This window comes from Alloalcanivorax sp. C16-1 (genome assembly GCF_046507805.1).
In the GTDB taxonomy this organism is placed as follows: Bacteria; Pseudomonadota; Gammaproteobacteria; order Pseudomonadales; family Alcanivoracaceae; genus Alloalcanivorax.
On record NZ_JBKFTK010000008.1, the window covers coordinates 42,778 to 60,544 of the forward strand.

General features: G+C 64.3%; 17 protein-coding genes and 1 CRISPR repeat array. Of the genes, 4 read left to right on the top strand and 13 right to left on the bottom strand.

Going from position 1 to position 17,767, the window contains the following annotated elements; translation table 11 throughout:
* Positions 1-148: 148 nt before the first annotated feature.
* The 9 genes from ACLD0W_RS17425 to ACLD0W_RS17465 form a co-directional block, all read right to left on the bottom strand.
* Complete coding sequence (locus ACLD0W_RS17425) at positions 149-541, bottom strand: type II toxin-antitoxin system VapC family toxin (protein ID WP_262731824.1); 393 nt, start codon at positions 539-541, stop codon at positions 149-151.
* A 4-nt stretch (positions 542-545) separates the two neighbouring features.
* Entirely contained in the window at positions 546-809 is a 264-nt protein-coding gene (locus tag ACLD0W_RS17430; RefSeq protein ID WP_410308721.1) for an antitoxin, read from the bottom strand.
* A 117-nt stretch (positions 810-926) separates the two neighbouring features.
* The gene (locus ACLD0W_RS17435) at positions 927-1,181 is read right to left on the bottom strand and encodes an AbrB/MazE/SpoVT family DNA-binding domain-containing protein (protein ID WP_410308722.1); all 255 of its coding nucleotides are present in this window, start codon (positions 1,179-1,181) and stop codon (positions 927-929) included.
* 84 nt (positions 1,182-1,265) lie between these two features.
* A CRISPR array of direct repeats spans positions 1,266-2,943; the repeat unit is 29 nt; unit sequence CGGTTCATCCCCACACCTGTGGGGAACAC.
* A gap of 134 nt (positions 2,944-3,077) precedes the next feature.
* Entirely contained in the window at positions 3,078-3,797 is a 720-nt protein-coding gene (locus tag ACLD0W_RS17440) for a peptidase (RefSeq protein WP_410308723.1), read from the bottom strand.
* Between the two features lie 25 nt (positions 3,798-3,822).
* The gene (locus tag ACLD0W_RS17445) at positions 3,823-4,617 is read right to left on the bottom strand and encodes a transglutaminase N-terminal domain-containing protein (RefSeq protein ID WP_410308724.1); all 795 of its coding nucleotides are present in this window, start codon (positions 4,615-4,617) and stop codon (positions 3,823-3,825) included.
* Positions 4,614-5,543 (bottom strand): alpha-E domain-containing protein, encoded by a 930-nt coding sequence (locus ACLD0W_RS17450; RefSeq protein WP_410308725.1) that lies wholly within the window; start codon positions 5,541-5,543, stop codon positions 4,614-4,616. Before ACLD0W_RS17450 ends, ACLD0W_RS17445 begins: the two co-directional genes overlap by 4 nt.
* Positions 5,537-6,973: a circularly permuted type 2 ATP-grasp protein gene (locus ACLD0W_RS17455; RefSeq protein WP_410308726.1), complete on the bottom strand. Its 1,437-nt coding sequence runs from the start codon at positions 6,971-6,973 to the stop codon at positions 5,537-5,539. Before ACLD0W_RS17455 ends, ACLD0W_RS17450 begins: the two co-directional genes overlap by 7 nt.
* 172 nt (positions 6,974-7,145) lie before the next feature.
* Complete coding sequence (locus tag ACLD0W_RS17460) at positions 7,146-8,075, bottom strand: electron transfer flavoprotein subunit alpha/FixB family protein (protein WP_410308727.1); 930 nt, start codon at positions 8,073-8,075, stop codon at positions 7,146-7,148.
* Positions 8,075-8,824, bottom strand: coding sequence for an electron transfer flavoprotein subunit beta/FixA family protein (locus tag ACLD0W_RS17465; protein WP_410308728.1), 750 nt, complete (start codon positions 8,822-8,824; stop codon positions 8,075-8,077). The genes ACLD0W_RS17460 and ACLD0W_RS17465 overlap by 1 nt, the downstream gene beginning before the upstream one ends.
* 525 nt (positions 8,825-9,349) lie before the next feature.
* Between ACLD0W_RS17465 and ACLD0W_RS17470 the strand changes: the two genes are divergently transcribed.
* Positions 9,350-11,005 (top strand): electron transfer flavoprotein-ubiquinone oxidoreductase, encoded by a 1,656-nt coding sequence (locus tag ACLD0W_RS17470; protein WP_410308729.1) that lies wholly within the window; start codon positions 9,350-9,352, stop codon positions 11,003-11,005.
* A 47-nt stretch (positions 11,006-11,052) separates the two neighbouring features.
* On the opposite strand, the gene ACLD0W_RS17475 is transcribed toward ACLD0W_RS17470, so the two are convergent.
* A complete protein-coding gene (locus tag ACLD0W_RS17475) occupies positions 11,053-11,208 on the bottom strand; it encodes a hypothetical protein (RefSeq protein WP_410308730.1) in 156 nt (51 codons plus the stop codon).
* A gap of 116 nt (positions 11,209-11,324) precedes the next feature.
* Between ACLD0W_RS17475 and ACLD0W_RS17480 the strand changes: the two genes are divergently transcribed.
* Positions 11,325-12,212, top strand: a complete 888-nt coding sequence (locus tag ACLD0W_RS17480) for a LysR family transcriptional regulator (RefSeq protein WP_410308731.1) — start codon at positions 11,325-11,327, stop codon at positions 12,210-12,212.
* Between the two features lie 22 nt (positions 12,213-12,234).
* On the opposite strand, the gene ACLD0W_RS17485 is transcribed toward ACLD0W_RS17480, so the two are convergent.
* Both ACLD0W_RS17485 and ACLD0W_RS17490 read right to left on the bottom strand, forming a co-directional pair.
* Complete coding sequence (locus tag ACLD0W_RS17485; protein ID WP_410308732.1) at positions 12,235-13,779, bottom strand: GNAT family N-acetyltransferase; 1,545 nt, start codon at positions 13,777-13,779, stop codon at positions 12,235-12,237.
* 41 nt (positions 13,780-13,820) lie between these two features.
* A complete protein-coding gene (locus ACLD0W_RS17490; RefSeq protein WP_410308733.1) occupies positions 13,821-14,195 on the bottom strand; it encodes a hypothetical protein in 375 nt (124 codons plus the stop codon).
* A gap of 42 nt (positions 14,196-14,237) precedes the next feature.
* Between ACLD0W_RS17490 and cobB the strand changes: the two genes are divergently transcribed.
* Positions 14,238-14,945, top strand: a complete 708-nt coding sequence (gene cobB / locus ACLD0W_RS17495) for a Sir2 family NAD+-dependent deacetylase (protein WP_410308734.1) — start codon at positions 14,238-14,240, stop codon at positions 14,943-14,945.
* 23 nt (positions 14,946-14,968) lie between these two features.
* Here the strand turns inward: cobB and ACLD0W_RS17500 are convergent, their stop codons facing one another.
* Complete coding sequence (locus ACLD0W_RS17500; protein ID WP_410308735.1) at positions 14,969-16,570, bottom strand: methyl-accepting chemotaxis protein; 1,602 nt, start codon at positions 16,568-16,570, stop codon at positions 14,969-14,971.
* 120 nt (positions 16,571-16,690) lie between these two features.
* Between ACLD0W_RS17500 and ACLD0W_RS17505 the strand changes: the two genes are divergently transcribed.
* Positions 16,691-17,767 carry a 3-deoxy-7-phosphoheptulonate synthase gene (locus tag ACLD0W_RS17505; RefSeq protein ID WP_410308736.1) on the top strand — a complete coding sequence of 359 codons (1,077 nt, stop codon included), beginning with the start codon at positions 16,691-16,693 and terminating at the stop codon, positions 17,765-17,767.

Below are 17,767 nucleotides of genomic sequence, written 5' to 3' on the forward strand. Positions count from 1 at the left end.
TGAACAGTCCGCAGCGCTGGCTGTCCGCTTCAGCATGAGGGGGCGTGGTGTACTCGATTGGAGAATCACCGGCGGGTTATTGAAAACTTGATGTTGAGGGGGATGCGGCAGCGAGTTGAAAGCCGCGACTCAGACAGGATGCCACCGATCAGGGACTGGCAGCCCAATTCTCCACGCTCAGACCCTGCACATGGGTGAAGGCATTGTCTGATGTGACCAATACCAAGCCTAGTGAATAGGCGTGCCCGGCGATCATCATGTCCAGGGCGGAAAGGGATACACCACGTGCCTGATTCTCGGCTCTTAAGGTACCGTATCGCTGCGCCACATCGGAATTCCATGGCTCAACCGAGACCCGGGCCAAAAATTCACGGACCAGATTCGCAAGGTGCGTCGCTTCAGGCCGACGCGCAAGTCCGAATCGCAGCTCACCTTCAGTGACAGCGGATATGCAGATCTCGCCTATTGCGGTGGCCGTGACCGCCGTGACAACAGCCGGGTGACCGCGAAGCAGATGACTCACGATGTTGGTATCGAGCATGAATCTAGCCACGATCAATCCCTTCGAGAGGGTCCCGATGCGCATCGGGTGCTTCGCGCTCATCCGGGCCCAGAAAATCACCGGGCACATCCGTCAGCGCCTGGACTTCCAGAAAGCCGGCCCAGCTTTCCGGGCGTGTACTCAGCACGATGTCCCCGGTGACGGGGTCCCGACGGATGAAAACCTCCTTCTCGGTGAAGCGGTACTCAGCCGGCAGGCGCACCGCCTGGCTCCGCCCGCTCATGAATACTTTTGCTGTATCGGTCATGGGCAGCTCCCACGCAGATGGTATATATCATGTAATATCTCAATTTCCCGGAGGTAATGCAAGCCATTCGGGGAGCGGCAAAGATCGACCGCCAGGTGCTTGGGGTATACGCCACGACTACAGCACCTCGTTTCCCGCCCGGGCGGCATCAAGCCAGTCGCGGTCCTCGGCGGTGAGAGCCGCATCTCCAGGGCTGACGGTTTTGAGCATTTCACTCAACGTCATTGTCGCCACCGGGCGAATCACCAACTCCCGACCGCGCACCTCGATCTCCACGTCACCAAGCGTCATGCCCACCCGATTCAGAATCGCTTTGGGGATTCTTACAGCGCGACTGTTGCCCAACCGCACGAGTTTCGTTCGCGTTACCATGAACATTCCTCCAACCAGCAAAGAGCAATCTAAATAAGCCGAAATTTATCCTTAAATTATTCCATGGATGTTTTACAGCATCCGGAGTTTGTCCCCACGCCTGTGGGGAACACCCTGCTGCGTCAGCCCAAGCCGTATCAGAGCCCGGTTCATCCCGACACCTGTGGGGAACACGAACCCCAGCTGCCCCACCTGCTGCCCTGCCCCGGTTCATCCCCACACCTGTGGGGAACACGCCTGGCGCGACCAGATCCGCGAAACCGCCAGCGGTTCATCCCCACACCTGTGGGGAACACGACAGGTCATCGTTCACGATGTCGCTGATAACCGGTTCATCCCCACACCTGTAGGGAACACAGGCGGGGCGGACCCCGCAAACCGAATCAGCGCGGTTCATCCCCACACCTGTGGGGAACACATGAGGCGGAGCACCTCGATTTGCTGAATGGTCGGTTCATCCCCACACCTGTGGGGAACACGCTGCCGCGCCCCATGCCCCAGTCCAACTACAACGGTTCATCCCCACACCTGTGGGGAACACGCCCCGATCTCGCCCACCAGGTGGAAACAGCCCGGTTCATCCCCACACCTGTGGGGAACACAGCACCACTCGGGGATGCCCGGGCGGCGGCGACGGTTCATCCCCACACCTGTGGGGAACACCCCATGGCGTCAGCAATGCCGTCCAGATGAGCCGGTTCATCCCCACACCTGTGGGGAACACGTAGGGATCAGCCAGCCGGCGGTGAGCAAGCACCGGTTCATCCCCACACCTGTGGGGAACACTTGGCCGAGATCGCCGACGGTGGGGTGGAGGCCGGTTCATCCCCACACCTGTGGGGAACACGAGCGATGGGTCTCGATCCATGAGTCCCCCTGCGGTTCATCCCCACACCTGTGGGGAACACTCGCGGTACGTCGCCACCACGGTGCCCGCCGGCGGTTCATCCCCACACCTGTGGGGAACACCCTGATACCCATCAGGGGTGCCGTCGTCCATGCGGTTCATCCCCACACCTGTGGGGAACACATTCACCGCCAGCCTCAGGGCGTCGCCGTCGTCGGTTCATCCCCACACCTGTGGGGAACACGGCCGGCTCCAGGTGCAGGTGGAAGATTCCAGCGGTTCATCCCCACACCTGTGGGGAACACTCTGGCCATGCGGGCCGGCGGTTTTAACCACCCGGTTCATCCCCACACCTGTGGGGAACACCGCACGGGCCCGACGCGAAGGGCCAGCCTCTGCGGTTCATCCCCACACCTGTGGGGAACACCGAACCCCGGCCCTCGTGGTGACTGCGCTTAACGGTTCATCCCCACACCTGTGGGGAACACCCCTTGCTCAGCAGGAACACATATTCATGGGCCGGTTCATCCCCACACCTGTGGGGAACACTCCCACGCCCGGCACCTGACTACGATGCGGTGCGGTTCATCCCCACACCTGTGGGGAACACTCGACCGGGGCCGCCGCCAGATACGCCTTGGCCGGTTCATCCCCACACCTGTGGGGAACACCTGGTGGCGCGGGGGCGGCAGGATCGGGCATACGGTTCATCCCCACACCTGTGGGGAACACGGCGAACTGGGCCAGGAACGACACATCGCCCCCGGTTCATCCCCACACCTGTGGGGAACACGGGTTGGCCAGGATGTAGCGCCCCAGGGAGTCCGGTTCATCCCCACACCTGTGGGGAACACATCGCCGACGGCGAAGCCATCGAGCGGAAGCACGGTTCATCCCCACACCTGTGGGGAACACTCTAAATGTATCCCATTGATTCAAAACAATAAAATTGGACTCTGAATTTCCACCAGATAATTTGATCAAAAAATAAACGGACAGAATAGCCGGTTTCGGTACGCCGGCGAGCCGGTTTTACGCGGCGTCGCCTTTCACCACTTCAAATTCGGAATGCGGTGGAACACATCGCGCAGGCCCACGGACCAGGCTTCGCCGAGCTGGCGGAAGCCTTCGTGGTGTTCGTCCACGTTGAAGTGTTCGGTGGCGATAAAGCTGGCGCGGCGGTAGCGGAGCACGTCCAGGGGCAGGCCCACGGAGAGGTTGGAGCGGATGGTGGAGTCAATGCTGATGAGGGCGCATTTGATGCCGTCGTCGAGGGAGGTGTCGTAGTCGATCACCCGGTCGAGGATGGGTTTGCCGTATTTGGTTTCGCCGATCTGAAAGTACGGGGTGTCGGCGGTGGCTTCGATGAAGTTGCCTTCCGGGTAGACCAGGAACAGGCGCGGCGGCTCGCCCTGGATCTGGCCGCCGACGATAAAGCTGCTGCCGAAGTCCACGTGGCCCTGCCCCTGGCCGCTGTCGCGAGCGACCACTTCGCGGCCGGTGGCGCCGATGATGGTGGCCACGTCGTACATGGAGGCGGCGCCGAACAGGTTGGGCCGGTCGCTGTTGAGGCGCATGCGCATCAGGCTGAGCACGCTCTGGGTGGTGGCCAGGTTGCCGGCGGTCATCAGGACGATGACGCGTTCGCCTTCGATGACGAATTTGTGCAGTTTGCGGTAGGTGGCGATTTGATCGACACCGGCGTTGGTGCGCGAGTCCGCCGCGAACACCAGCCCGTCCTTGAGCGCCAGGGCCACGCAATAGGTCATTGCCGAACTCCGCTTACCGCCTGCCTTATTGGTCCGCCGCGCTGGTGAGGCGCACGTGGGCCACCGCGTTGAGCGATTCCACGCCGCCGCCGTAGCGCACGCCGCGTACCGGGCAGGCATCGAGATAGTCGAGACCCACCGCCAGTTTCAGGTGGTGCCGGGGCCGGCGGGTCTGGTTGGTGACGTCGAAGGTGTGCCAGCGGTCGTCCTGCCAGACCTCGGCCCAGGCATGGCTGGCCACGTGTTCGCTTTCGTCGCTGTAAAGATAGCCGCTCACGTAGCGCGCGGGTATCCCCAATACGCGGCAGCAGGCCAGAAAGACGTGGGTGTGGTCCTGGCAGACGCCCTGCCCGCCCCGGTAAGCGGCCACGGCGTCACTGGCCACGTCGGTGACACCGGCGGTGAATGGCATGTCCGCCAGGATCCGTTCGCTGAGTTTTTCCAATGCCGCCAGGGTGTGATCGCCACGGTAGCCCTCGGCCAGGTCGACCAGGACGGCGTCGGTACCGGTGAGCGCGGAGGTACGCGCGAACACCAGCGGCGACAGCCGGGCGTCGTCGTCTTCCTGGTCCTCGTCGACGATTTCCACCTGGCCCCGGGCGGTGAGCTCGATGCTTTGGTGGGGGTGATCCAGGGTCAGCACGTGCAGGATGTTGTCGAAGCCGTCGGAGGCGCGGGTGGCCTGCTCCGGCAGATCCAGATGCCAGTCGAGAATGCGCTGGCGACGGGAGGGGCGCGGGGTCAGGCGCAGATACTGGGTGCTGTGGCGAACCCGTTCGGAGTAACGGTACTCGGTGCGGTGCCGGATCGAGAGTTTCATACCACCTCCAGGTATTCTTCGCGGATGGTGTCCGCCAGTTCGTTGACCCGCCGCAGAAAGTCGGTGAGGTATTCGTGCAGGCCGGTGGCCACGATATGGTCCAGGTCGCCGTATTGCAGGCGGGCGAACTGCACCGCCGCCAGGCGTTTGGATTGCTGGCCGGCGTGGCCTTCGATGGCGGGCAGCAGTTCGCACAGCATCTGCATGCACGAGCGCAGCGAGCGCGGCACCTCCGGGCGCAGGATCAGCAGCTCGGAGACCCGTTCGGCGTTGATCGGTTCGCTGTAGATTTCCCGGTAGGCCTCGTAGGCGCCCACCGAGCGCAGCAGGGCGTGCCAGCGGTAGAAGTCCACCGCGCCGTCGCCGGCGGCGCTGTCGATCTGATGTTTGACATCGAGAATGCGGGCGGTGCTGTCGGCGCGCTCGATAAAGGTGCCCAGTCGCAAAAACCGGAAAGCGTCGTTGCGGATGCTGGTGCCGTAGGTGGCGCCGCGGAACAGATGCGAGCGGTTCTTCACCCAGTCAAAGAACTCGCTGGCGCCGTAACCTTCCAGGCCCAGTTCGCGGATCTCGCGCAGTTCCAGCCAGGTGCTGTTGACGCTTTCCCACATTTCCGCGGTGATTTTTCCGCGCACCGCGTGGGCGCTTTCCCGGGCGGTGCGCAGGCAGTGAAAGATGCTGCCCGGGTTGCCATCGTCCAGGGTGAAAAAATGCATCACCTCGTCCACGCGGACGTCGTCGTGGGTGGCCAGGTAACTGTCCAGGCTGCCGGTGATCACCAGCGGCGCGGTGATCTCTTCGCGGGCGTCCACGGCGAACGGAATCAGCGACAGGTTCCAGGCCACGTCCAGCATGCGCGCGGTGTTCTCGGCGCGTTCGAAATAACGGGACAGCCAGTACAGGTCGGCGGCGGTACGACTCAGCATGATCCGTCCTCCAGCACCCAGGTGTCCTTGGTGCCGCCGCCCTGGGACGAGTTCACCACCAGGGAGCCGGCGCTCATCGCCACCCGGGTCAGGCCCCCGGGCACCAACCGGGTTTCCTTGCCGCTCAGTACGAAGGGCCGCAGGTCGATGTGCCGGGGGGCGATGCCCTGGTCCACGAAGATCGGGCAGGTGGACAGGGACAGGGTCGGCTGGGCGATGTAGTTGGCCGGCCGCGCCTTCAGGCGCTCGCGGAACGACTCGATCTCGGCGTGGCTGGCCGCCGGCCCCACCAGCATGCCGTAGCCGCCGGCGCCGTGGACCTCCTTGACCACCAGTTCCGGCAGGTGGGCCAGCACATGGTCCAGCGCCTTGGGGTCACGGCATTGCCAGGTGGGCACGTTGGCCAGGATCGGCTCCTCGTCCAGGTAGAAGCGGATCATGGCCGGCACATAGGGGTAGATGGATTTGTCGTCGCCGACGCCGGTGCCCATGGCGTTGGCCAGAATCACGTTGCCTTCCCGGTACACCGACAGCAGGCCGGGCACGCCGAGCATGGAGTCCGGGCGGAGCGCCAGCGGGTCCAGGTAATCATCGTCGATGCGGCGGTAGATCACGTCCACCCGCTGCGGGCCGGCGGTGGTGCGCATGAACACGAAGCCGTCCTTGACGAACAGGTCGGCGCCCTCCACCAGCTCGATGCCCATCTGCTGGGCCAAAAAGGCGTGTTCGAAATAGGCGCTGTTGAAGCGGCCCGGGGTCAGCAGCGCCACCGTGGGATTGGGCACGGAGCCGCTTTCCTGGAGCGTCTCCAGCAGCAGCGAGGGGTAGTGCTCCACCGGCGCCACCGACTGGTGGGCGAACAGCTCCGGAAACAGACGCATCATCATGCGCCGGTTCTCGATCATGTAGCTGACCCCGGACGGTGTACGCAGGTTGTCCTCCAGCACGTACCAGGTGCCCTCGCCGTCGCGGATCACATCCACGCCGCTGATGTGCGAGTAGACCCGGTTGGGCAGGTCCAGGTCCTGCATGCACGGCTGGTACTGGGGATTGCCGAAGATCTGCTCGGCGGGCACCAGGCCGGCGCGGACGATGGCCTGGTCGTGGTAGATGTCGTGCAGAAACAGGTTCAGGGCGCGTACCCGCTGGATGGCGCCCTGCTCCAGACGCCGCCAGTCCGCGGCGGGGATCACCCGGGGCAGCGCGTCGAAGGGAATCAGCCGTTCGGTGCCGCTCTCCTCGCCGTAGACATTGAAGGTGATGCCGACCCTGTGGAACTGGAGCTCGGCCTCCTTACGCTTGCGCAGCAGCCCGTCGTGGGCCTGCCCGAGCAACCATCGGTGATAGCCTTTGTAGGCGTCCCGGACCTTGCCGCCCGGCAAAATCATCTCGTCGTAGCCGGACACGTCCGGCAGGGATAGTGTCCCCATGGCGCTCTCACTGGCACGGCCCGGCTCCTTGCCAGACCCTGTCTCAGTATGAGCAAAGGGCGTGCCAGAAATTGTAAAGCTTTGCGAAGGGAACGTGCGCCGGTTTGGTGCGCCGGCAACGAAAAAGCCCGGCGCGAGGCCGGGCTTTTCGGGAACGGAAGTCGAACCGGGTTCAGAGCTTGCTGTCGAGCTCCGGTACCGCTTCGAACAGATCCGCCACCAGACCGTAGTCGGCCACCTGGAAGATCGGCGCTTCTTCGTCCTTGTTGATCGCGACGATCACCTTGGAGTCCTTCATGCCGGCCAGATGCTGGATGGCACCGGAGATACCCACCGCCACGTACAGGTTCGGGGCGACGATCTTACCGGTCTGACCCACCTGCATGTCGTTGGGCACGAAGCCGGCGTCCACGGCGGCGCGGGAAGCACCCACGGCGGCGCCCAGCTTGTCGGCCACTTTGTAGAGGATCTCGAAGTTGTCGCCGTTGCCCATGCCACGGCCACCGGAGATCACGATCTCGGCGCTGGCCAGCTCGGGGCGGTCGGACTTGGCCAGTTCCTCACCCACAAAGGAGGAGATGCCGGCGTCCTTGACCACGTCACAGCTTTCCACGGAGGCGGAACCGCCCTCCTCGGCCACCGCGTCGAAGGAGGTCGGACGCACGGTGATCACTTTCTTGTCGTCACCGCATTTCACGGTGGCGATGGCGTTGCCGGCGTAGATCGGGCGCTTGAAGGTGTCGCCGTCGACCACTTCGGAGATCTCGGAGATCTGGGCCACGTCCATCAGCGCGGCGGCGCGCGGCGCGAAGTTCTTGCCGGTGGTGGTGGCGGCGGCCAGGATGTGGCTGTAATCGGCGCCCACTTCGGCCACCAGCTCGGCGATGTTCTCGGCCAGCTGATGCTCATAGGCGTCGTTGTCCGCGCACAGTACCTTGCTTACGCCCTCGGCCTTGGCGGCCTGCTCGGCCACGGCGTTGCAGCCCTTGCCGGCGACCAGAACGGTGATGTCACCGCCAATTTCCTTGGCGGCGGCGATGACGCTGAGCGTCGCTTTGTTCAGCGCGGCATTGTCGTGTTCGGCGTAGACTAAAACACTCATCAGATCACCTTCGCTTCGTTCTTCAGTTTGTCGACCAGCTCATCCACGGAGCCCACCATGACACCGGCCTTGCGCTCGGCCGGGGTTTCCACCTTCTCGATGGTGACGCGCGGGGTCATGTCGACACCCAGGTCCGCCGGGGACTTCACGTCCATCGGCTTCTTCTTGGCCTTCATGATGTTGGGCAGGGAGGCGTAGCGCGGCTCGTTGAGGCGCAGGTCGGTGGTCACCACCGCCGGCAGCTTCAGCTCAACGGTCTGCAGGCCGCCGTCGATTTCACGGGTGACCTTGACCTTGCCTTCTTCCATGTTCACTTCGGAGGCGAAGGTGCCCTGGGGCATGCCGGTCAACGCGGCCAGCATCTGGCCGGTCTGGTTGTTGTCGTCGTCGATCGCCTGCTTACCGAGGATAACCAGCTCCGGCTTCTCTTCGTCGACGATGGCCTTGAGCGCCTTGGCGATGCCCAGGGGCTGCACGTCTTCGTCGGTTTCCACCAGGATGGAACGGTCGGCGCCCAGCGCCATGGCGGTACGCAGTTGTTCCTGGGCGGCCTTCGGACCGATGCTCACGGCCACGATTTCGGACACCACGCCTTTTTCCTTCAGGCGCACGGCTTCTTCCACGGCGATTTCGCAGAAGGGGTTCATGGCCATTTTGACATTGGCGAGATCGACACCGGAGTGGTCCGCTTTGACACGAACCTTAACGTTGTAGTCGATGACTCGCTTGATGGGTACAAGAACCTTCATAGGATCCTCGGAATCTTCCACTTGGTGACTTGAATCGTTCCCTGCCGCGGCTGCCACAAACCAGGGTTTGGAAGCCCGCCTTGCCTTGTGGCAACCCGGTCCCCGGGAGGGACGAAAACGATGAAAAAGGCGAGACGACGCCGAACACGGGGCCCCGCGCGAGGTCCGGTATCTTGAACGCCAACCCCGGCAAGGTCAATAGGCCGAAAATGTGTAAGCGGATGATTTTTCTGCCAATTGTGTTCATTATTCATGACTCGCCGGTCGCTCATTTTGTTGAAAATCAATCACCTGGCGACGGATAATCCAAACACTCGTTTGAGCGTTTGTGAAAGACCGTTTCACATCCGCCCAATTGGTGGTGCCGTCCAACGGATGCTTATATACTCGCGCCACCCCAAGAACCTCCGCCCGCACCGGCCAGGCCACACAGCCTCAGGCTCACGGCGTCACGGCGAGGTCCCGGCCGGCCCCTAACAAGGCACTATAAGGGCCGTAACGCAACCGAAAGCTAGGAGACAGGCTGTGGAACGCGAATCAATGGAAGTCGACGTAGTGATCGTCGGCGCCGGCCCCTCCGGTCTGGCAACCGCCTGCCGGCTCGGCCAAATCGCCCAGGAAAGCGGCCAGGAACTCAGCGTGGTGGTCGTCGAGAAGGGCTCCGAAGTCGGCGCCCATATTCTCTCCGGCGCGGTGTTCGAGCCGCGCGCGCTGAACGAACTGTTCCCCGACTGGAAAGAGAAAGGCGCGCCGCTGAACGCCCCGGTCACCACCGACGAAATCTACTATTTCACCGGTGCCGACAAGGCCAGCAAGGTGCCCGGCCCGTTCGCGCCGAAGACCATGCACAACGAAGGCAACTATGTCATTTCGTTGGGCAACCTGTGCCGCTGGCTGGCGGAACAGGCGGAAGGCATGGGCATCGAGATCTTCCCGGGCTTCGCCGCCAGCGAGATCCTCTATAACGAAGACGGTTCCGTGAAAGGCATCGCCACCGGTCAGATGGGCGTCGCCGCCGACGGCGAGCATAAGCCCAGCTACGACCCGGGCATGGAACTGCACGCCAAGTACACCGTGTTCTCCGAGGGCTGCCGTGGCCACCTGGGCAAGCAGCTGATGGAGAAGTACAACCTGCGCGACGGCGTGGACCCGCAGCACTACGGCATCGGCATCAAGGAGCTGTGGGAAATCGACCCGTCCAAGCACAAGAAGGGCCTGGTGATGCACAGCGCCGGCTGGCCGCTGAGCGAGTCCGGTTCCCCGGGCGGCGCCTTCCTGTACCACCTGGAAGACAACCAGGTGACCCTGGGTCTGATCACCGACCTGGCCTATTCCAACCCGCACGTCTCGCCGTTCGACGAGATGCAGCGCTGGAAGACCCACCCGGAAGTGAAGAAATACCTGGAAGGCGGCAAGCGCGTCAGCTACGGCGCCCGTGCCATTTCCAAGGGCGGCCTGCAGTCGCTGCCGAAGATGACCTTCCCCGGCGGTATTCTGGTGGGCTGTGACGCCGGTACCCTGAACTTCGCCAAGATCAAGGGCAACCACACCGCCATGAAGTCCGGCATGATGGCCGCCGAGACCATCGCCAAGGCGATCGCCGACGGCCGTTCCGCCGACGAGCTGAGCGAATACAAAGCCACCTTCGAGAACAGCTGGGTCTACGAAGAGCTGCACCAGCAGCGCAACTTCGGCCCCGCCCAGCACAAGTTCGGCAACCTGCTGGGCTCCGCCTTCGCGTTCGTCGATCTGAACATCTTCAACGGCAAACTGCCGTTCACCATGCGCGATACCACCCCGGACCACGACACCCTGAAGCCGGCGGATCAGTGCAAGAAGATCGATTATCCGAAACCGGACGGCAAACTGACCTTCAACAAACTGGATTCGGTGTTTCTGTCCAACACCAACCACGAAGAAGATCAGCCCTGCCACCTGCAGTTGAAGGACCCGAGCATCCCCATTGAGTACAACCTGCCCAAGTACAACGAGCCGGCGCAGCGTTATTGCCCGGCCGGCGTGTACGAAGTGGTCGAGGACGAAACCAGCGGGGAAAAGCGGTTCCAGATCAACGCGCAGAACTGCGTGCACTGCAAGACCTGCGACATCAAGGATCCGACCCAGAACATCAACTGGGTGCCCCCGGAAGGCACCGGCGGGCCCAACTACCCGAACATGTAAGCGGGTCCCTCGCCGGAAACGAAAAAGCGCCCCTCGGGGCGCTTTTTTTATGTCCGCCGGCGCTGGCGCCAGCGCCGGACCCAGGCTTTCACGCGGGTCTCCAGGGCGTGAATCAGGCCCAGGGGCGGCATCGCCGGCATGTAAAGCTCCGGTTCCCGCGGGCGGCGCGGGCGCTGTTCCTGGTTGGATTCGGGGGTCGTCATGGTGGGCTCCTGTTCTGGATATCCGGTTCCAAGGATCCCCAGCATCGCCGCCGGTCTTTGTTCAATCCAACGAAAAGATCTACACTGCCCTTTCAGTTTTATTGAAAGGTCTCTCCATGACGGTTTCCGCCACTGCCCCGCCCCCACTGCTCGACACCGATGTGCTGCGCAGCTTCGTGGCCATCGCCGAGAGCGGCAGCTTCACCCGCGCCGCCCGGCAGGTGCACCGCACGCCCTCGGCGCTGAGCATGCAGATCAAGCGGCTGGAAGAGACCCTCGGCCATCCGCTGTTCGTGCGGGAGGCGCGTCAGGTGCGGCTGACGCCGGAAGGCGAGATGCTGCTCGGTTACGGGCGGCGTCTGCTAAAGCTGAATCAGGAGGCGGTGGCGCGGTTTCTGTCGCCGGCCCTGGACGGCGTGGTGCGTCTGGGCACGCCGGACGACATCGGCACCCGCATCCTGCCCCGGGTGCTGAGCCGCTTCGCCAGCGGCCATCCGGCGGTGCAGGTGGAGGTGGTGGCCGGCCGCAGCGGCGATCTGGTCAGCCGCATGGTCGATGACAAACTGGATCTGGTACTGGTCACCGAAGGCAACGACGACCTGACACCTGGCCTGGGGGAAGTGGTGCACACCGAACCCCTGGTGTGGGCCGGCCGGGAAGGTGGCGTGGCGGCGCAACGGTCGCCGTTGCCGCTGTCGCTGGCCAGCCACGGCTGCGCCTGGCGGGCCATGGCTCTGGCGGCGCTGGACCAGGCCGGCATCGACTACCGTGTGGCCTACAGCAGCGAACACTGCGCCGGTCAGGAAGCGGCCATGCTCGCGGATCTGGCGGTCTCACCGTTCCCACGCAGCCTGGTGCGGCCGCCCCTGCGCCGGCTGGGCGCCGAGCACGGCCTGCCGCCCCTGGGCGATTACCGCATTGCGCTGCTGCGCGGCGAGGGCCTCTCCCCCGCCGCCGAGGCCCTGGCCACCCAGGTCCTGGAGGCGTTCCGGGAATGGCGCTGAGCGTCACTCCCGGGGCGCGGCGTTATTCCGCGTCCAGCGCCTTGCGGCCACGCCACACCAGACTGTAGAGGTCCTTGCGGCGGTCGCGCAGGTTGGTCACCGAGCCTTCGCTGTGCAGCAGCTTGAGCTTTTCCAGATCCACGTCGGCGAACAGCAGCATCTCGGTGTTGGGCACCGATTCGCTGATGGTGCCGTCGTGGGGAAAGTAAAAGTCGCTGGGCGAGAACACCGCCGACTGGGCGTACTGGATGTCCACGTTGTCCACCCGGGGCAGATTGCCGACGCTGCCGGAAATGGCCACGTAGCATTCGTTCTCGATGGCCCGCGCCTGGGCGCAGTGGCGCACCCGCAGGTAGCCGTTCTTGGTATCGGTCCAGAACGGCACGAACAGGATTTCCATGCCCTGCTCCGCCAGCAGCCGGCCCAGTTCCGGGAACTCCACGTCGTAGCAGATCAGGATGCCGATGCGGCCCGCGTCGGTGTCGAAGATGCGCAAATCGTTGCCACCCTGGATCGCCCAGTCCTTGCGCTCGTGGGGCGTGATGTGGATCTTCTTCTGCTCTTCCACGGAGCCGTCGCGGCGCATCAGGTAGGCCACGTTGTAGATGCGGCCCTCCTCTTCCAGCGGCATGGAGCCGCCGATGATGTTGATGTTGTAGCTCACCGCCATGTCGGCCATGGCGTCGCGGATTTCCTCGGTGAAGCTGGCCAGGTAGCGCACCGCCTCCACCGAGTTGAGGTCCGGCTTCAGGCCCATCAGCGGGGCGCTGAAGAACTCCGGCAGCACCGCGAAGTCGGCGCGGTAATCGGACAGCGAATCGACGAAGAATTCCACCTGGCTGAGCAGGTCCTCCACCGAACGGGCGGCGCGCATGCGGCGCTGCACCACGCCCAGGCGCACCACCGAACGGCGCGGCCAGTCGCCGTCGTCGTCGGGCTGGTAGAGGATATTGTCCCATTCCAGCAGGGTGGCATAACCGCGCGAACTTTCGTCCTCGGGCAGGTATTTCTTGAGCAGCCGTTTGACGTCGAAGCCGTTGGAAAGTTGGAAAGTCAGAATCGGGTCGTAGATCGCCCGGCTTTCCACCTCGGCGATGTACTCGGTCACCGACATGGTGTCGGCGTAGTCCTTGTAACCGGGCAGCCGCCCGCCGGCCAGAATGGCGCGCAGATTTTCCTCGCGGCACAGTTCCTTGCGCGCTTCGTACAAACGGCGGCCCAGGCGGTAGCCCCGGTATTCCGGGTCCACGAACACGTCCAGACCATACAGCGCGTCGCCCTTGCGGCTGTGGGAGCGCACCTTGTCGTCGGTGATCAGGTCTTCATAGCGGTGCGGGTTGGAAAACCGGTCGTAGCTCACCTTGATGGTCAGCGCGGTGGCCACCAGCGTGCCGTTGTCCTCGATCACCATCTGCCCTTCCGGGAACAGCCGGATCAGAGTGGTCACGGTCTCTTCCGGCCAGGCGCCGCCGATGTCGTGGTAGACCATGTCCATAAGACGGGCCAGGGCCGGGTAATCGTCCCCGGTCAGTTGGCGCAGACGCAGTCGTGTACTTTCTTCGGCCATGCCTATGCTCCATCAGAATAATAGTGTGCCGCCGCCGGCGGTCAGGCGTTCAGGGGCGGAAAGGGGATCAGCCAGCAACAATCGCGATTATGCAGCGCGTCCAGGCTGGACGGATACAGGGCCACGCCGTCCGGACGCACGAACAGGGCGGCACCGGAACTCAGGCCGATAAAGCCGGAGGTCTGTTCGCTGATAAACCCTTCCGGGTCCACGAACACCGGGCGCAGGGCGTCGGGAATCGGCTCATAGCCCACCAGGCCATTGGCCAGCGGGTCTTCCACCGCGCGCCGGTCCCGGTACAGGCCCACCGCGTCGGCGCCCACCACCAGCACCATGCCCTGATGAAAATGCAGCAGATTGACGGCGCCCCGGGCGGGTAACGACAGCACTTCCTGTCGTGAGATAATCGTATCCATAACACTCCGCGAACGTTGAACGGTAACGGGAGACGGTCACCCATGCAGGAAAAGATTGTAATACTTACCGGCGCCGGAATCTCGGCGGAATCCGGCATCCGCACCTTCCGCGACAGCGGCGGGCTGTGGGAAAACCACCGTCTGGAAGACGTGGCCACGCCGCAGGCGTTTCAGCGCGATCCCCACGGCGTGCAGCGTTTCTATAACCAGCGCCGCGCCCAGTTGCGCGACCCGGCGATCCGCCCCAATGCCGCCCACCGGGCCCTGGCCGAGCTGGAGCGGGCCCTGCCCGGCCAGGTGCTGGTGATCACCCAGAACGTGGACGATCTGCATGAACGCGCCGGCAGTCGCAATGTGATTCATATGCACGGCGAGCTGCTCAAGGCGCGCTGCCAGTCCACCGATGCCCTGGTGCCGGTGGATGACGCCCTGGACCCGGAGCTGGCGTGCGGCGTGTGCGGCGTGGCCGGCTGCCTGCGCCCCCATGTGGTGTGGTTCGGGGAAATGCCCCTGGAGATGGACCGGATCTTCGATGCCCTGGCCGGCTGCGAACGGTTTATCAGCATCGGCACCAGCGGCAACGTCTACCCGGCCGCCGGCTTCGTGGCCGAAGCGCGCGGCCACGGGGCGCACACCGTGGAACTCAATCTGGAGCCCTCGGAGCAGGTCACCGCCTTCGCCGAGCACCGCCACGGGCCGGCCTCGCAGCGCGTGCCGGAGTACGTGGCGGAGCTGTTGGCCGGCGCCTGAGCCGGCCGCTGGTCCGCAAGGGCCTACAGCACGAAGGACTTGATCAGCGTGTCCAGGCGCGCCGCATGGCGGCGCATCTCCACCGCCGACGAGGAGGTCTGCTGCACCATGGCCGCGTTCTGCTGGGTCATGGAATCCATTTCCGCCACCGCCGTGTTGACCTGGGCGATGCCCCGGCTCTGTTCCCGGGCACCGGTGCTGATGTCGCCGATCAGCTCGCTCACCGGCGTCACGCTGTCGACGATCTCCTTCATGGTGGCGCCGGCCCGGCGCACCAGCTCGGAGCCCTGACGGGTGCGGGTCACCGAGGTATCGATCAGGCCCCGGATTTCCGCGGCGGCGTCGCCGCTGCGCCCGGCCAGATTGCGCACTTCCTGGGCCACCACCGCGAAGCCCCGGCCGTGTTCGCCGGCCCGGGCCGCCTCCACGGAGGCATTGAGGGCCAGGATATTGGTCTGGAAGGCGATGCCGTCGATCAGCCCGATGATCTCGGCGATGCGCCCGGCGGCCTCGTCGATGGAGGCCATGGTGGTCTGCACCTCCTGCATGGCGCGACCGCCCTCCCCGGCCACCCGCGCCGTGTCGCCCACCATGGTGCTGGCGCGCTCGGCGGCGTCAGCGGTGTGGCTGACGGTGGCGGTGATTTCCTCCATGGAGGCGGAGGTTTCCTGCAGGCTGGCGGCGGACTGCTCGGTGCGCGTGGCCAGTTCCTCGCTGCCGGAGGCGATTTCGTCGGCGGCCCGGTTCACCGAGCCGGTGGTGTCACGCACCTCGCGCAGGGCATCCTGCATGCGCGACACGAAGGCGTTGAACTGACGCGCCAGATCGCCCACTTCGTCGTCACCGGAGGCCGTCAGGCGGCGGGTCAGGTCGCCCTTGCCGCGGGCAATGTCCTGCATGGCCCGGGCGGTATCGCGGATCGGGCGCACCACCCGGCGCACCAGCCACAGGGCGAGCACGCCCACCACCACCAGCAAGGCGGCGCCGGCGAGCACGCCCACCGTCACCGAGCGGCGCAGTTCCGCCCGCGCGGCGGCCTCGATGGCGGCCATGTCCTCGTCGATGTCGGTGATATAAACACCGGTGCCGATCACCCAATTCCATTCCGGCACCGACACCAGGTAGCCGTATTTGGTCTCCACCTTGCCAGTGCCGGGGTGCAGCCATTTGTACTGGTAGGGGCCTTCCCCCTGGTCGCGGGCCACCTGCACCATGTCGCGGACGATGTATTGGCCGTCCGCGTCCTGCAGGTCCCAGGAATTGCTGCTGGGGTTGTTGGCGTTGGCGACCTTATTGCCTCGGAAGTCGTAGGCGAACAGATAACTGTCGCCGTCGAACTTCATGCCCAGGATCATGGCCTTGGCGAGGCGTTGGGCTTCGTCCTCGTCGGCCATGTTCAACAACGGGCGGATCGCCGAGCGGGCCACTTCCGCGGCGCTGCGGATGCCCCGTTCCCGCATCCCGATCATCGCCTGGCGCTGCTGGGCCAGCGTGTGATCGGTGGTGCGCGCCCGCTCCACGGCGGACCAGGTGGTCAGAGCCAGTACCGCCACCATCAGCGGCACCAGGGAAAGCAAAAGGATCTTGGCCTGCAAACGCAGGCCGCGGAAAGCGAAAGGTTTCATGTCGGTCCTGAAGGAAACGCAAAATAGGCGTCGCCGTTATCGGCGCACCGGGCTGAAACCTTAGCGCTATTCGGCTAGACTGCGGTCTTCCGGCCACGACCACCAATAAGCAGCCAGACCATGAGCCATCAACAACTCGACGACCTCAATATCGAATCCCAGGACGTGCTGATCACGCCCCGGGCCCTGAAGGAAAAGCTGCCGCTCAGCGACCAGGCGGCGGACACCGTTTATCGGGGCCGCCAGCAGATCCGCGACATCCTGGACCGCAAGGATCCGCGCCTGTTCGTGGTGATCGGGCCCTGCTCGATCCATGACCCGAAAGCGGCCATGGAATACGCCGAGCGCCTCAAGACGCTGGCCGCCAAGGTGGACGATGCCCTGTTCCTGGTACTGCGCGTTTATTTCGAGAAGCCGCGCACCACGGTGGGCTGGAAAGGTCTGATCAACGATCCCTACATGAACGACTCGTTCAAGGTGGAAGACGGCCTGAACATCGCCCGCAAGCTGCTGCTGGACGTGGCCGACCTGGGCCTGGCGGCGGCCACCGAGGCCCTCGACCCGACCACCCCGCAGTACATTCAGGACCTGATTTCCTGGTCCGCCATCGGCGCCCGCACCACCGAATCCCAGACCCACCGGGAAATGTCCTCCGGCCTGTCCGGCCCGGTGGGCTTCAAGAACGGCACCGACGGCAGCCTGGACGTGGCGGTCAACGCCATGCTCAGCGTCCGCCATCCGCACCGTTTTCTGGGCATCGACCCGGACGGCCGGGTGGCGCTGACCACCACCAAGGGCAATCAGTACGCCCATGTGGTGCTGCGCGGCGGCGGCGGCAAGCCGAACTACGATTCGGTGTCCGTGGCCCTGGCGGAAAGCGCCCTGGAGAAGGCCGGCGTGTCCACCAACATCATGGTCGACTGCTCCCACGCCAACTCCAACAAGGACCCGGGCTTGCAACCCCTGGTGATGGAGAACATCGGCAACCAGATTCTGGAGGGCAACACCTCCATCGTCGGGCTGATGGTGGAATCCCACCTCAAGGAAGGCAATCAGAAGATCCCCGCCAATCTGGACGAGCTGGAATACGGCGTGTCGGTCACCGACGGCTGCATCGGCTGGGACACCACCGAGCAGGCCATCATCAACCTGGCCGACAAGGTGCGCGACACCCTGCCCCGCCGCGTCCGCGACTGA

Excerpts from the sequence above, each read along its gene's own strand:
- ACLD0W_RS17425 (WP_262731824.1), bottom strand. The coding sequence starts at position 541 with ATGCTCGATACCAACATCGTGAGTCATCTGCTTCGCGGTCACCCGGCT.
- ACLD0W_RS17430 (WP_410308721.1), bottom strand. The coding sequence starts at position 809 with ATGACCGATACAGCAAAAGTATTCATGAGCGGGCGGAGCCAGGCGGTG.
- ACLD0W_RS17435 (WP_410308722.1), bottom strand. The coding sequence starts at position 1,181 with ATGGTAACGCGAACGAAACTCGTGCGGTTGGGCAACAGTCGCGCTGTA.
- ACLD0W_RS17440 (WP_410308723.1), bottom strand. The coding sequence starts at position 3,797 with ATGACCTATTGCGTGGCCCTGGCGCTCAAGGACGGGCTGGTGTTCGCG.
- ACLD0W_RS17445 (WP_410308724.1), bottom strand. The coding sequence starts at position 4,617 with ATGAAACTCTCGATCCGGCACCGCACCGAGTACCGTTACTCCGAACGG.
- ACLD0W_RS17450 (WP_410308725.1), bottom strand. The coding sequence starts at position 5,543 with ATGCTGAGTCGTACCGCCGCCGACCTGTACTGGCTGTCCCGTTATTTC.
- ACLD0W_RS17455 (WP_410308726.1), bottom strand. The coding sequence starts at position 6,973 with ATGGGGACACTATCCCTGCCGGACGTGTCCGGCTACGACGAGATGATT.
- ACLD0W_RS17460 (WP_410308727.1), bottom strand. The coding sequence starts at position 8,075 with ATGAGTGTTTTAGTCTACGCCGAACACGACAATGCCGCGCTGAACAAA.
- ACLD0W_RS17465 (WP_410308728.1), bottom strand. The coding sequence starts at position 8,824 with ATGAAGGTTCTTGTACCCATCAAGCGAGTCATCGACTACAACGTTAAG.
- ACLD0W_RS17475 (WP_410308730.1), bottom strand. The coding sequence starts at position 11,208 with ATGACGACCCCCGAATCCAACCAGGAACAGCGCCCGCGCCGCCCGCGG.
- ACLD0W_RS17480 (WP_410308731.1), top strand. The coding sequence starts at position 11,325 with ATGACGGTTTCCGCCACTGCCCCGCCCCCACTGCTCGACACCGATGTG.
- ACLD0W_RS17485 (WP_410308732.1), bottom strand. The coding sequence starts at position 13,779 with ATGGCCGAAGAAAGTACACGACTGCGTCTGCGCCAACTGACCGGGGAC.
- ACLD0W_RS17490 (WP_410308733.1), bottom strand. The coding sequence starts at position 14,195 with ATGGATACGATTATCTCACGACAGGAAGTGCTGTCGTTACCCGCCCGG.
- cobB (WP_410308734.1), top strand. The coding sequence starts at position 14,238 with ATGCAGGAAAAGATTGTAATACTTACCGGCGCCGGAATCTCGGCGGAA.
- ACLD0W_RS17500 (WP_410308735.1), bottom strand. The coding sequence starts at position 16,570 with ATGAAACCTTTCGCTTTCCGCGGCCTGCGTTTGCAGGCCAAGATCCTT.
- ACLD0W_RS17505 (WP_410308736.1), top strand. The coding sequence starts at position 16,691 with ATGAGCCATCAACAACTCGACGACCTCAATATCGAATCCCAGGACGTG.